Origin of the sequence: Sediminibacterium soli (assembly GCF_009939225.1) — a bacterium.
Lineage (GTDB): Bacteria > Bacteroidota > Bacteroidia > Chitinophagales > Chitinophagaceae > Sediminibacterium > Sediminibacterium soli.
In genome coordinates this window covers 663,915-677,857 of the sequence record NZ_JAACJR010000003.1, presented here as the reverse complement: position 1 = coordinate 677,857, position 13,943 = coordinate 663,915, and the positions used below count along the sequence as shown (strand labels likewise).

General features: G+C 49.7%; 10 protein-coding genes. 4 read left to right on the top strand and 6 right to left on the bottom strand.

Annotated features, from left to right (window positions below):
• Nucleotides 1-163: 163 nt before the first annotated feature.
• The 5 genes from GWC94_RS03075 to porU all read right to left on the bottom strand — a co-directional run bounded on the left by GWC94_RS03075 (nt 164) and on the right by porU (nt 7,945).
• A complete protein-coding gene (locus GWC94_RS03075; protein WP_161833515.1) occupies nt 164-1,096 on the bottom strand; it encodes a GDP-L-fucose synthase family protein in 933 nt (310 codons plus the stop codon).
• Between the two features lie 216 nt (nt 1,097-1,312).
• Nucleotides 1,313-2,422 carry a GDP-mannose 4,6-dehydratase gene (gene gmd, locus GWC94_RS03070; RefSeq protein ID WP_161833514.1) on the bottom strand — a complete coding sequence of 370 codons (1,110 nt, stop codon included), beginning with the start codon at nt 2,420-2,422 and terminating at the stop codon, nt 1,313-1,315.
• A gap of 242 nt (nt 2,423-2,664) precedes the next feature.
• Complete coding sequence (gene ispF, locus GWC94_RS03065; RefSeq protein WP_161833513.1) at nt 2,665-3,153, bottom strand: 2-C-methyl-D-erythritol 2,4-cyclodiphosphate synthase; 489 nt, start codon at nt 3,151-3,153, stop codon at nt 2,665-2,667.
• 115 nt (nt 3,154-3,268) lie between these two features.
• Nucleotides 3,269-4,420, bottom strand: a complete 1,152-nt coding sequence (gene porV, locus GWC94_RS03060) for a type IX secretion system outer membrane channel protein PorV (protein ID WP_161833512.1) — start codon at nt 4,418-4,420, stop codon at nt 3,269-3,271.
• Nucleotides 4,421-4,600: 180 nt separating this feature from the next.
• Nucleotides 4,601-7,945 carry a type IX secretion system sortase PorU gene (porU, locus tag GWC94_RS03055; protein WP_161833511.1) on the bottom strand — a complete coding sequence of 1,115 codons (3,345 nt, stop codon included), beginning with the start codon at nt 7,943-7,945 and terminating at the stop codon, nt 4,601-4,603.
• 324 nt (nt 7,946-8,269) lie between these two features.
• Between porU and GWC94_RS03050 the strand changes: the two genes are divergently transcribed.
• The 4 genes from GWC94_RS03050 to GWC94_RS03035 all read left to right on the top strand — a co-directional run bounded on the left by GWC94_RS03050 (nt 8,270) and on the right by GWC94_RS03035 (nt 12,323).
• Nucleotides 8,270-9,838, top strand: a complete 1,569-nt coding sequence (locus GWC94_RS03050) for an SUMF1/EgtB/PvdO family nonheme iron enzyme (RefSeq protein WP_161833510.1) — start codon at nt 8,270-8,272, stop codon at nt 9,836-9,838.
• A gap of 146 nt (nt 9,839-9,984) precedes the next feature.
• The gene (locus tag GWC94_RS03045; protein WP_161833509.1) at nt 9,985-11,274 is read left to right on the top strand and encodes a UDP-N-acetylmuramoyl-tripeptide--D-alanyl-D-alanine ligase; all 1,290 of its coding nucleotides are present in this window, start codon (nt 9,985-9,987) and stop codon (nt 11,272-11,274) included.
• An 82-nt stretch (nt 11,275-11,356) separates the two neighbouring features.
• Nucleotides 11,357-11,818, top strand: coding sequence for a hypothetical protein (locus GWC94_RS03040; RefSeq protein ID WP_161833508.1), 462 nt, complete (start codon nt 11,357-11,359; stop codon nt 11,816-11,818).
• A 55-nt stretch (nt 11,819-11,873) separates the two neighbouring features.
• Nucleotides 11,874-12,323, top strand: coding sequence for a DUF983 domain-containing protein (locus GWC94_RS03035; RefSeq protein WP_161833507.1), 450 nt, complete (start codon nt 11,874-11,876; stop codon nt 12,321-12,323).
• A 94-nt stretch (nt 12,324-12,417) separates the two neighbouring features.
• On the opposite strand, the gene GWC94_RS03030 is transcribed toward GWC94_RS03035, so the two are convergent.
• On the bottom strand, nt 12,418-13,893 hold the full coding sequence (locus tag GWC94_RS03030; RefSeq protein WP_161833506.1) for a hypothetical protein: 1,476 nt from the start codon (nt 13,891-13,893) through the stop codon (nt 12,418-12,420).
• Nucleotides 13,894-13,943: the final 50 nt, after the last annotated feature.

Below are 13,943 nucleotides of genomic sequence, written 5' to 3'. Positions count from 1 at the left end.
AATGAAAACAGATCTCTGACAGCGCACCGTAAAAAAGAGGCGGTGCCTTGCTCTGTGGATGGAGCCGACACCGCCTCTTTTAAACTATAATCAAGTTATTCTTTGACACAGTTCATTTTACAAACCCCACAGAGGCGGAGCAACTGCCAAGTTTTATATATAGCTAAAGTCCGAATCTCTCTTTTACGTCCTCATACACTCTCCTAATCCCTTCTTCTAAACTGATAGAAGCTTTCCAACCCAATTGGTGAAGTCTAGTCACATCCATTAATTTACGGGGTGTACCATCTGGTTTGGATGGGTCTGTTCGAATTCTCCCGGTGAAGCCGGTAATTCTGCCTACCATTTCGGCCAACTCTATAATAGATAGATCTTCACCTGTTCCTATATTCAGGAAGCCTCTTTCTTCGAAATGATTCATCAGGAATAAACAGGCTGCTGCCAGATCGTCCACATGCAAAAATTCTCTTTTGGGACTGCCAGTACCCCAAATAAGCACTTCTTTATCTCCGGTCTTTACTGCGGTGATACACCTCCGGATCAATGCAGGAAGCACATGTGATTTTTCCGGATCATAATTATCGTTGGGGCCATATAAATTCGTAGGCATTGCAGCAATAAAATTGCAGCCGTATTGATCGCGATAGGAATTGCACATTTCAATACCTGCTATTTTAGCAACAGCATAAGGTCGGTTGGTTTCTTCAAGATACCCCTGCAGCAAGTATTCCTCTTTTAAAGGCTGCGGCGCCAGTTTTGGGTAAATACAAGAGGACCCTAAAAAAAGAAGTTTGGAAACTTTATAGAGATAAGCTGCATGAATCACATTCGCCTCAATCATCAGATTATCGTAAATAAATTCTGCGCGAAGGGTATTATTAGCGACGATACCGCCTACTTTTCCAGCGGCAAGGAAAACGTAATCGGGCCTTTCTTTGTCAAAAAAATCATTTACAGATTTCTGACAACGCAGGTCCAGTTCCTGTGAAGTACAAGTAAGTAAATTCACATACCCTTCCTTCTCCAGTTTGCGAACGATAGCACTTCCCACCATTCCACGGTGACCGGCAATATAGATTTTTGCGTGTTTTTCCATTTCGAAGTCTTTAGTCTTTGGCTATTGGCTTCTGCGGCTTCTGGGATCTTCGCTTCGATTTGGTCTTAGTAGATTCGTTTTCAGAATCCCGGATTTTACACGTTCAGCCTCAACTTTATTAGCTTTTGTGTGGTTTTAGATAGCGTCTGCGAGTCAATCAATGTAATGTCGCACCAATGACTGTTGATAAACAACTAAAGACCAGCAGCTATCACTCTATTCGAATTCATTCTTCACCTCATACCCATGCTTTTTCAAAAACTCCTCCTTTGCAAACAATGTAAGATCGCTTGCTACCATTTCTGCTACCATCCCTGCTAGTGTGTAGCTAGGAACCCACCCTAGTTTTTTATTTGCTTTGGAAGGATCTCCGATTAACAGATCCACTTCCGTTGGACGATAATAACGTGGGTCTACTTTTACCACTACCTGCCCGACCGGTATCTGGTATTTGCTGCTACAGGTCACCACCTTTGCAATTTCGCCTCCAGCTTCACCTTCAAAAGCAAGTTCCATCCCGACTTCGGCAAAAGCCATTTTTACAAATTCGCGGATCGATGTTGTAATGCCGGTAGCCAATACAAAGTCTTCAGGTATATCCTGCTGTAAAATCCGCCACATCCCTTCTACATAATCTTTTGCATGTCCCCAGTCGCGTTTGGCATCAAGATTCCCAAGATATACGGTATCTTGTAAACCAAGAGCAATCTTTGCAACGGCACGGGTAATTTTTCGTGTTACAAAAGTTTCACCCCGAAGCGGTGATTCATGATTAAACAGAATACCATTGCAGGCAAACATATCATAGGCTTCGCGATAATTTACCGTTATCCAATAAGCATATAATTTAGCTACCGCATAGGGCGAACGGGGGTAAAAAGGGGTTGTTTCGGTTTGTGGTACCGCCTGTACCAATCCATATAATTCAGATGTGGAGGCTTGATATATTTTTGTTTTCTTTGTCAATCCAAGTAAACGAACAGCTTCAAGTATCCGCAAAGTTCCAATACCATCTGCATTGGCTGTATATTCCGGCGTCTCAAAACTTACATGCACATGGCTCATGGCTGCAAGATTATAGATTTCGTCCGGTTTTACTTCCTGGATAATACGTATCAGGTTTGTAGAATCTGTAAGATCACCATAATGGAGCGTCAAATGTCTATGAGGTACATGCGAATCTTCATATAAGTGGTCGATTCTTCCAGTGTTAAAAAGAGAACTTCTTCTTTTAATACCATGAACTTCATATCCCTTATTTAGCAATAGCTCTGCAAGATAAGCTCCATCCTGCCCGGTAATACCTGTAATAAGCGCCTTTTTCATTCAATACTTGTTATAAATAGCCGTTAAAGGATTGCAAGATATTGAAAAAACTGTTTAGGTTAGGAAGATTGACTGATTTATAGACAGGCTTTGATAGGCAGACTGGGATTGGGATTTCTAAATCTACCTTTTAATTACTATGAGACATTTCACTCCGACGCCCTGCTATTTGATGTTGTCTACTATAATAGAAGTGAAACCGATTACAAATATGGGAACCGCATTCTGTTCGGTCGCAGCTCTCAATCCTTAGTGTTTTTCCCAAGCAAACAAACCGCATGCGCCACCAACCCCTCCTCTCTCCCCACAAACCCCATTCTTTCCATGGTAGTTGCCTTTATGGATATGTCTCGCATGGTTATCCCCAGGATAGCCGCGATCGTTTCCTGCATCTGCGGCACATAAGGCTTTATTTTGGGGGCTTCGAGGCAGAGTGTTGCATCGATGTTTACGATGGAATATCCTTCCTTTTTGACCAATTCCTGCGTACGCGCCAGCAGGATCTTACTGTCAATATCCTTAAATTCCGCCGATGTATCCGGGAAATGCACCCCGATATCACCCAAGGCCAGCGCCCCAAGCATGGCATCGCAGATGGCATGCAGCAATACATCCGCATCACTGTGCCCCAGCGCACCTTTGTGGTGCGGGATCTTTACCCCGCCGATGAACAGATCGCGCCCCTCGACCAATTGGTGATAATCAATGCCATAACCGATGCGGAAGCCCATGGGAAATCGAAATTCAATAGTAAAAATTCAAAAATAGGAATTGGGGGCGACAATTGGCAAATACCGATTGCCGACCGCGGATTGCTGATTAGCGATTGACTTTTGATTTTACCCGCTAATCCGGCTGTCCCAGGTTGAATATGATGCCAAAACGCAGGGTATTCGACAGGGGGTTCCTGGTTACACCGCTGCCGGAGGGTACCAGGTAGGACAGGTTCACACTGAGCAGGTCCATCGAAAAACCGGCGCCCAGGGAGAAAAATTTGCGGTTGCCGCGACTGGCATGCTCGTAGAAATAGCCGGCACGGAAAAAGAACTGGTCGTTATAGTTGTATTCGCCGCCTATCGATGCCTGTATCGAATTGAGCATACCCGAACCGTCGTTGAACGATTTCAGGTAGCTGGAGATCACGCCCCGCTCGCGGTAGTCGGCCAGGTTGGCGGAGTCCCTGGCATAGTTACCCGTGGCCGCCGGCACCGCGGGCACCAGCAGTTTGTTCAGGTCTACACCAAAAGTCAGCTTGTTGTTTTCGCTAAGCGTTTTTGTGTAGGCGGCACCGAAACCCAGGTTGGCCGGTATAAAATCCTTGTTACGCGAATCATTGGTATAACCGATCTTGCTTCCCAGGTTGGAAGCTACCACTCCCCAGGTAAAACCATCCCCGCTCTCATTGATGCCGTTGTAAAATAATGAGATGTCACCCGCCACCGCATTGCCCGCCTTGTACACCACGCCGGTGCCCACATCGCCCACCACCAGCCGCGAATTGATGTACCGCAGGGCTACGCCGATGCTCAGTTTCTGGTTCAATACCCTTGTATAACCCGCGTCAAAACTGAATTCGCTGGGTTTTACCGTATTCAGCACATTACCGGAATAATCCGTCAGCTGGATATTACCGAGACTGAAATAACGGAGGGAAGACGATAGGGCGCTCTGTTCATCCAGTTTGTGCGCAAAAGCCGCGCTGGCCAGGTATACATCATTCAGTCCCAGGTCTTTTAACCAGGGCGTATAGTTCAGCGCGATGGTCGTTTTTTTCTTTGCCGTGGGTATTTTGGCAATATTCCAGAAAGGCGCATTGCCATCGGCCGATGTGGCTATGCCCAGATCGCCCATACCGCCGGCACGGGCATCGGGGGAAATACGGAGAAAAGGCACCGCGGTTGAAACGATATTGACTGACTGGCTCTGCGCATTTGCGGATACCACCGAAAGTACTGCGGCCAATACCGCCACCCCGGTTCTTTTCACTAATGAACTCATCAAGAAAGTTTTGATTTTTTCAATTGATACATTAAGAGCCTATTTTTTCTCTTTCCGCTTGCCGGGGTGTAAAAGATTATGAAAATCTTTTATAAACGCCTGTCACACCCGATCCCAACCGGTTTTTGCAAAATAAACTCTTAATTCGTAAACGGGTAGAAATCAATTCATTCAGATGATTTAGAGAATGATCAACTGGCCACTTATGGTCTGCTGCTGTCCGCGCGCTTTTACGGCAACACGGTAAATATAAATACCTTTTGGCAGTTTTGCACCCGCTGTATTGTCTCCCCCCCAATTTATCTCGCAATTGCGGCTTCCACTGGTGTTAACTACCTGGCGGATCTGTTTTACCAGCGAACCGCTGGCGGTATAAATCCCAATCGACACATCCAGGTCGGTATTGGGCTGGTTATGCTCAAAACCGAAAGTGGTGGACCCTGCAAAAGGGTTGGGGAAATTGCGGACATTGCTCACCTGCAGCTTTTCCTGCCTCGCCACCCAGAAACGGATGCTCACTTCGCTTGAATTGTTTGCCACATCCCAGGCCTTTATACGGATGGTATGCTGGCCCTCCTCCAGCAATGGAAGCTGGTAGCTCAGGCGGCCCGATTGGTAACTGTCCGTATCGGCGGTGTAGTAATGGTTCAATACCAGCACATTTCGCTCATTGCCATCGATAACCGCGGTTATATCATGACCGATGCCATAACCCGAGATGCTGATACCCGATGAATCAAAAAGCTTCAGCAGCAACACCGGATTCTCGTTGGCCAGCCCGCCGTCCCGGAACCTGTCATCGTTGATGAATGCCTGTATATCGGGACCTTTTGTGTCAACAACAAACCTGCTGCCGGTGCCGCCTACCCGGAAAGAAGTGTCAACACCATTGGCCGCACGCACGCCATCATCCGCATACAGGCTGATCCTTCCTGTACCCACCTGGTAGTTGATGTCTTTGGGCATGATGAACTCAAAGCGGAATTTTCCGTCTGTAACCGTTACATCGCCTTTATACAATATACCTGCCTGCTGCGTAAACGTGGTAACCGGACTGGCGGCATCATTACCCAGGGTTTTTACCTGCTGGGGTTTGTCGAATACGGTGGCCGTCAGCCTCCCCGAAAAACCGGGCACCCTGTTCCCGGATATATCTGTCACTTCGCCGTCAAACCGGTATTTGCCCATTGCCTGCAGGGTATCTGTGCCGCCGATGGGCCGATCGTTCATTTTCATGAGCCGCAGGCCTAATTCAGGAAAACCCAGCTGCATGGCGGGGTCGCCCAGCAGGGTGAATTTGCGGTTATTGATCACATCTCCCGTGGTTTGCATGGTCAGGTTCTTGGCCTGCTGCAGGCACTGGCCAAGTGCCGGGTATTTTCCATCCGCACCCTGTCGCAGGGCCAGTTTCAGGTAATTATCGTTTATCTGGCGGTTGCTGTAGGCAAATACCACGCGGGTGGTGGTGAGCAAAGCGATTGCGCCGTTGCTACCGCCCATCAGTACACCAGAACCGAGCGAGTTGAGCGCCGGGTCGTCGTGCGGGGCAAAATCACAGCTGGCGGTGACGAACAGAGGTAATCTGTCTGCATTGTTCAGCCGGTTCAGCTCCGTTTGCGTAAACACCGCTTCTTCAGCCAGCCGCTGGTAGCTGCCGTGTCCGCTGTAATTAAAGATCAATGCGCCATTGAACAGCTGGCTTACGATGGCATCGTTCACTGCGGGGTAACGCGCGCCTCCGCTGCCCGCTGCAACAGGGTATGCATCCAGGTAGATCTTATACGGGTTGTACACGGGGTTGGCGGTTGCAGCGGTGGCCGACACGCTTTCCGCATCCTGCAGGTGCAGGTTCCGGTCGCCATCGTCTGCCACATATACCACCTGGTTTCTCCAGGCGCCCAGGCTTTGTTTTGCATGATAGCGGATGATCTTATCAACCATCGTCTTTGCCTCGGCAAGGGTTCTGGCGGGTATCCTGCCGATACCGATATCCAGCTGCATGGCCGGATCATTTCGTGTGATGTCATCGTTATCGTCGAGTAAGCCGAAGAAATCGTCGGAGGTATAGGTGTTCAGCGGGTCGAGCGACTGGTCGCTTTCATATCCCGGCACCAGGGAGCGGCTTGCCGGATCTCCCGGGCGGTATTGATAGGATGCGGTTCCGAACAACAGCAGCCAGGCTGTTTTTTTGGTTCCGCTGCGGGTGGCCTTATCGTAATACATCTTTACAAAATCGCGCAGCGCCGAAGGATCGGCGGTACCCGATCCGAATTCATTGGCGATCTGCTCGGTTGTGGCAACTACCACCGAATAATTGTTTTTCTGCCGGTGAAATGCGGCAAGCCGCTGCGCTTCTGAAACAAGCCCATTACCGGTTATGATCAGCAGGTCCGCCGCTGCGCTGTTGTGCAGGTCCTGGTTACCGATCTTTCCTATGGCCACAGGCTGCGGCAAAGATGCCGGCGTAAACACTGCGTATTCCCTTAACCTCGACAGGTCATTCGCAAATTGCAGCTGCGTACCCGATACCGTTGTCTGCATTTTCTCCGGCTCCGCGGCCCGGGTAATATCCCATACAACCAGGGCCGGGGACGCATTGTTTATGATGAACACACCCGTTTGCGCTGATACCGACCGCCAGTCGCGGAAAAACAAGGGGGCAGTGCCGTTGATTGCGAGCGCCCTTCTTCCGGAGACCTCGAACCAGTTCAACCAGCCCTTTGCACCCGCGGCTGCCGAAGACCAGGTAATCCCGATATCGAGCTTTGACTGGGCCGCCAATACACCCGATGCCGCTGTCTGTGTTTGCGCATACGGGTCGAGGTAATAACCCGTTACCGATGGCAAACCCACCGATTGGGCTGTCTGGTTGTTGAGCTTTACCAAAAAACTGCCGGCACCGCCCACCGACCTGGCCGCCAGGCTGGTTACCAGCTTTACCGGCTCGTTTACCTGCAAACCGGGCCAGTCGACGGAAAAACTGCGGGAGAGGGTGCCTCCCGGATTATTGCTGAATTCCTCCCCATACCATTCCTTGCCGCTGTGCAAGAAATTGGTGAGCTCGTTTTCGTGGTAATAGCGCTCGTCGAAACTGCTCACAGTAACGGTGGCATTGGCGGGTGACGACTGCGGACGCACCCTTTTTCCCTGCCCGTCTGTCGTTAAAAAATAATAAGCGGTATCCGAATACAGGTTTTTCCGGTGCCTGAAACCCTGTCTGGTACTGTCTTTGAGCCAGATATGCGGCCCGGCTGCATAAAAAAGAAGGTAGTCCTGCCCGTTGAAAAGACCGTCGCCCCCATCCATCACTTCTATCGCATTTTCGGACAGGTCATCGGTACGGGATGCGGCGTTGCTCTCCGGCAAGATGGCGCCCCCGTTGCCAAACAGGCGCAGGTTGGCCGAATTTAATCCGGACGTATTGATTCCCAATGAATTAAGAAAAGAAACATCGATCCGGTATACCCCCTCACCGGTTACCGCTATCTTGTACCAATTGCCCGAAGCCAGTGCGGAATGGGGCAACCAGGACCGTTGCGCCCGGGCCGTTGTTGACAGCAAAATCACCAGGAACACTACAAGGGGCAACTTCCGCGGATGCATATATTTGGCGTATGGTCGGTGGTTTATGGTCTGTGGGTCAGGGTGATAGCGGGTTTAACAACCCTAAACAACAACAGATTTCAGACAACAGAACACAAACTAAAATTAGGCTTTTCGTAACAGAGTGACGTTTTTCGGGATAAAGGGAAAACAGCTATATTCGCAGAACAACGCCTCTAAACCCAATCGTATCGACACATCTGTACCTATTTAGAGAAACCATTTCGAAAATTCAATCCATTGACAATGCAGTTATTAAAAACCGGTAGAAACCTGGTTCTGCTCATGGCCGTTGCGGGTTCTGTGGCGTCTTGCAGTCTTATCAAAAAGAAAAAGGAAAAATCCTCTGTCACCGGCTGGAACTACAACGATAAAGACCAGGGCAATTTTGCCGTTGCTCAACCAAAGGATATCAAAACAGCGCCGGGTCTTGTTTTTGTGCAGGGCGGTACATTCACCATGGGCGCGGCCCAGGAAGATGTTATGGGCGACTGGAACAATATTCCCAGGCGCGTAACGGTGAACTCATTCTTTATCGACAAAACGGAAGTGGCCAACGTTCACTACCGTGAATACCTGTACTGGCTGGAGAATGTATTTGGCCAGGCCGGTATGGACTCCGTTGTGGAGCAGGCAAAACCCGATACACTTGTGTGGAGAAGCGAGCTGGCGTTCAACGAACCGTATGTTGAATACTATTTCCGTCATCCTTCCTATAACTATTACCCGGTGGTGGGTGTAAGCTGGAAACAGGCCACCGATTTCTGTATCTGGCGTACCGACCGTGTTAACCAGATGGAACTGATGAACAAGGGGTATCTCGACAAGAAAACTTCCATCAAAAAAGAGATCAATGGTGCCGGGCAGGATAATTTCAACTCAAAAGCTTACCTGATGGGCGAGTACCAGGCAACCCCTGGTAAAACAGCCACTTCAAAAAGCAACCCGCTGAAAGATGCGCAGGGCCGACCCCGTACCACGGTTAAGTTTGAAGACGGTATCCTGTATGGCGACTACCGCCTGCCTACGGAAGCGGAATGGGAATATGCCGCCTATGGTTATATCATGCAGAACCCGCAGCGCAAACCCAAGAAAGGCAGTGGCCGCGGCGAAGAGCTGATCTCCAACAAACAGATATATGCCTGGAAAAACGATGGTTTCGACAATATCCGTTATACGAAAAAGAGTTCTTTCCAGGGCGCTATGATGGCCAACTTCAAACGCGGCGCGGGTGACAACATGGGTGTTGCCGGTGGTTTGAACGATAACGCTGCCATCCCTGCGGAAGTGACTTCTTTCATCCCCAACGGTTTTGGTTTGTATAATATGAGCGGCAACGTAAGCGAATGGGTAAACGATGTTTACCGTCCGGTTACCAATGCAGGCGAAGACGATTTTAACCCGTTCCGCGGTAACGTATTCAAGAAGGTGGATATGAGCGGCGGACAGGGCAACCTGCGGGATGACAAGGGTCGTATCAAAATGATCCCTGAAGACGATTCCACCCTGCGCAGCAGGCGCAACTACCAGAAGTCCTATGCTACCAACTACCTGGATGGCGACTCCTCCAGCAATGTATTGTATAGCTATGGCACCACTACGCTGATCTCCGACAAATCGAGGGTTTACAAAGGCGGCAGCTGGAACGACCGTGCTTACTGGCTCAGCCCCGGAACACGCCGTTTCCTCGAAGAAGACCTCAGCACGAACACATTGGGTTTCCGTTGCGCAATGACACACTATGGCGCTCCCGAAACACTGTCCCGCAAAGGAAAAACAGGAACGTTTTTCCCTGCGAGAAGAAACAAGAGATAAGGAAAAGGTAAATACAGCAAAAAGCCATCCTCGCTTTGAGGGTGGTTTTTTTATTTTGGAAATTTGGAATTGGGAAAAGGGGAAATTGGCCCCGGATAAATCCCTAATTTCAATCTCTCATTTTCCCAATTCCAAATTTCAACCTCTTGACAACACCCGAACTCTATAAGCTATACGAACAGCACCCTTCCGTGCAGACGGATACGCGTAAGCTGAAAAAAGACGATATCTTCTTTGCATTAAAGGGCCCTAATTTCAATGGCAACCAGTTTGCCTTGCAGGCGCTTGCGCAGGGTGCGGCCTATGCGGTGGTTGACGAGAAAATAAACGACGACCCGCGGCTGATTGTGGTGGAAGACGGTTTGCTTGCCCTGCAGGAGCTTGCAAAACACCATCGCGAACAGTTCGATATTCCCTTTATTGCTATTACCGGCAGCAATGGTAAAACCACCAGCAAGGAACTGGTTTCATCCGTACTCGCTTCTCATTTCATTACCTATACAACACAGGGCAACCTGAACAACCATATCGGTGTACCGCTGACCATATTAAGCATCCGGAAAGACGCACAGATGGCAGTGATCGAAATGGGCGCCAACCACCAGAAAGAGATCGAGGGTTATTGCCGGTATACACAGCCCACGCACGGTATCATCACCAATATCGGCAAAGCGCACCTGGAAGGTTTTGGCGGTGTGGACGGGGTGAAAAAAGGCAAAGGCGAGCTATTCGATTTTCTGCGTGCGCATAACGGAACCGCTTTTGTGTTTGCAGACTACGACTATTTCCGCGAGATGACAACGGGAATAAAAGAAGTGATCGGATACGGAACGGCCGAGGGATCGGTACAGGGTAATATTGCCGAAAGCGAGCCCTTCCTGTCCGTTACCATTACAAAGGGCTTTGCCGGGCAGCTGCCGGTGCAAAGCCGGCTGGTGGGCGATTACAACCTGCCGAACATACTCTGCGCCATCGCCGTGGGCAGCTATTTTGGCGTGCCGGAAGAAAACATACGGACCGCCATCGAAAGCTATACCCCGTCTAACAGCAGATCGCAGCTGGTGATACAGGGCTCCAACCATATTGTGCTGGATGCCTACAATGCCAATCCCTCGAGCATGAAGCTGGCCATCGAGAATTTCGCCAGGCTGCACGCTGCCAAAAAAATCCTGATGCTCGGCGGCATGATGGAGCTGGGACCCGACAGCCTGCGGGAACACCAGGCCATTGTGGATCTTATCAAACAATACCGATGGGCCGATGTGGTGCTGGTTGGCGGCGATTTTACGGCCATTGCACATGGTTTTACTTTTTTCAGCAGTGCCGATGAAGCCAGGAAATGGTTCAGGCAGCAGGCATTGGCAAACGCGCATGTGCTGATCAAAGGCTCGAGGAGTATGCGGATGGAGCGGATACTGGAAGCGGGAGAACAGTAAGGGTTACCGCGTTGAAACAGGTATCCCCCGAAGCCGCCGCAACGTTTTTGCGTAATGCTGTGTCAGTCAGCAAAACAATCCCATGAAGCATTTATTCACGATCCTGGCACTGGCGGGTATGGCTGTGTTTTCTTCCTGCAGCAAAGACAACACCTCTGGTTTTGTAAGCGACGGAAAGCTTACCGGCACCTGGGAGCTGCGGCGTATTTCTTCCGCCATGCTACAGCCCATGGATCTGCCCGCGGGTAACGGGGCAACCATCCGGTTTTCCGCTTCGGAATACGCCCGGTTTGAGAACGGACAGCTGAAAAAAAGAGGAACCTACACTGTCTCCGACGATGCCACCGTTGAACAGAGCGTTTGCCTGGTAATACCCGCCGGACTGTTTACCAAACGCATTGTTTACGATAACAACCAGAGCGCCACCAAGGTATTTATCGATCTGTCCGATGGCAGCCTGCGTTTTATTTCGGGCTGCTACGCGGTTGATGCCGGGCACTCGGAAACTTATGTAAAAGTCTCCAACAGCGCCATTACGGATTGACTCTTTTGACAGTTTCGCGGGTTATATCAGTACCTTTGCGGGCAAAATCAATCTTATGCCTGGAAAAAGATCTTACCTGGGCGCCGTTCTCACCAGCCGTTGCCCCCGGTGCCGCGAAGGAAAAATATTCCTGAGTAACCATGCCTATTCAAAGAACAGTGTCAAGATGCATGATGCCTGTCCGGCCTGCGGGCAGCCTACAGAAATTGAAGTGGGTTTTTATTACGGCACCGGCTATGTAAGTTATGCGCTGAGCATTGGCTTACTGGTAGCCAGCTTTATTGCCTGGAAACTGCTGATCGGTGTAACATTCTCCGTTGATGATAACCGTATCTTTTACTGGATGGGATTTGCCTTTTTGCTGTTGCTGCTGCTGCAGCCCGTGCTGATGCGTTTTTCCCGCATTCTGTGGCTGAGCTGGTTTGTCTCTTACGACCCCAACTGGCAAACCCGCAAACCCCGAGAAGCCGAAAGAATAAACAAAGACCAGGCTAATAACTGGTAGGCTCGAAGTTCAAAAAGAAAAAGTCAAAATTCAAAAGGTATGCTTTTGAATTTTGACTTTTTCTCTTTGAACTATTCAGTGTGTTCCGGGAAAATTAAGAATTCACAAACCTTGTCCAGCCTTTCCACCAGGAAGCATTGATACCCGCTGCATCGCAGGCGCCGCGGAAAGTAACCACCTTGAAACCTGCCAGCTTGGGATCGGCAAAGCTTGCACCGGTCAGTACAGGCTGGTAACCGTTGCTGCCACCGAAAGGAATAAAGTCGGGTGTGGAGTAGTTAAACGGACTGATCAGTTTTACTTCTGAAGTATTTGTCAGTACAAAATTGCTGAAAGCCGTGTTAGAGAAATGATTCTTCACCGAGTCTGAATTCCAGAGATTGGGATTCGCAGCAGAGGCAATGTACAGGTAAGACGCCGCGTCTGTTCCGCTTACAGGGCCGCAACCGGCGATCACGTTGTTTTTGAAGCGAACGGTGCTATCCATAATGTTCAGCTCTTCTCCGCGTCCGTTACGCGCATCGATGATCAGACCTGCAGGCCAGCCCATGATAATAGAATTGAAGATAGAGATACCGGAGTTACGGCGAACCTGTGCAGCGCCCAGGAACAGGCTGTTACCGGTATTGGCCAGGGTAGCACGTGGGCCAATGATGGTCATGTTGCTGAATACCGCTCTGGTCTGGGGTGCATTGGTTGAACCGTTGGGATCGTTATCGCTTTCAAACGCTTCGCTTCTTGAGATATCGGCGATAGCTGAATCGCGCATGGCAATACCGAACTGTACACGCCCACTGAATCCGTTATCACTGTCAAAATCGTCGTCCTGTGTTTTATAAGTGATCAGGTGACTGCAGTTTACCGTGCCGCCGAACCATTCGAAAGCGTCGTCTTTTGCATAGGTAACCTGAACATAATCGATCACGGTTTTACGACCCACAGCGGCCATTGTAAGACTGTTGATCTCTTTATCGGGCTGGTAAGCATAACCTGCATATTCGATACGCACATAACGCAGCACACCAGAGCTGTCATCGTCATTGGGAGTAGCACCGCCACCGGCGATACCATCACCGAATGAGTTATCGATACCGCCTTCTACCTGGATAGTACCCACACCGCCACCTGTACCGGTGAAAGTTGAGTTCACACTTGCCTTACCGCAAAGAACGATACCGCCCCAGTCGCCCGAGCGGGGAACGGGTGAATTGCTGGTAAATACGATCGGCGCATCCTGTGTACCATCGGCAACCAGTTTGGCACCACGGGTAATAATGAGGGCAGCTACGTTAGCGCCGGTATAATCACCTTTTACGGTAACACCCGCTTCCACTTTCATTGTAGCGTTGTTCACCATGTATACAAGACCGCTCAGGATATAGGTGTTACCGTTACGCAGCACCGTATCCTTGTCGATCCTTCCTTTCAGCGTAATGGTCTGACCTGTTGTGGGGTTTGTCGGGTTTGTTCCACCGTTGTTGGTACCACCGTTGCCGTCTACCTCAATCTTACGGCAACTGGTGATCACTACACCCGCAGCAAGGGCCATTAAAATGATTGACTTTTTCATAACTGGGTTTATCTGTTTGTTAGTTGATTTGTTGTTGTTACTTATCGTTA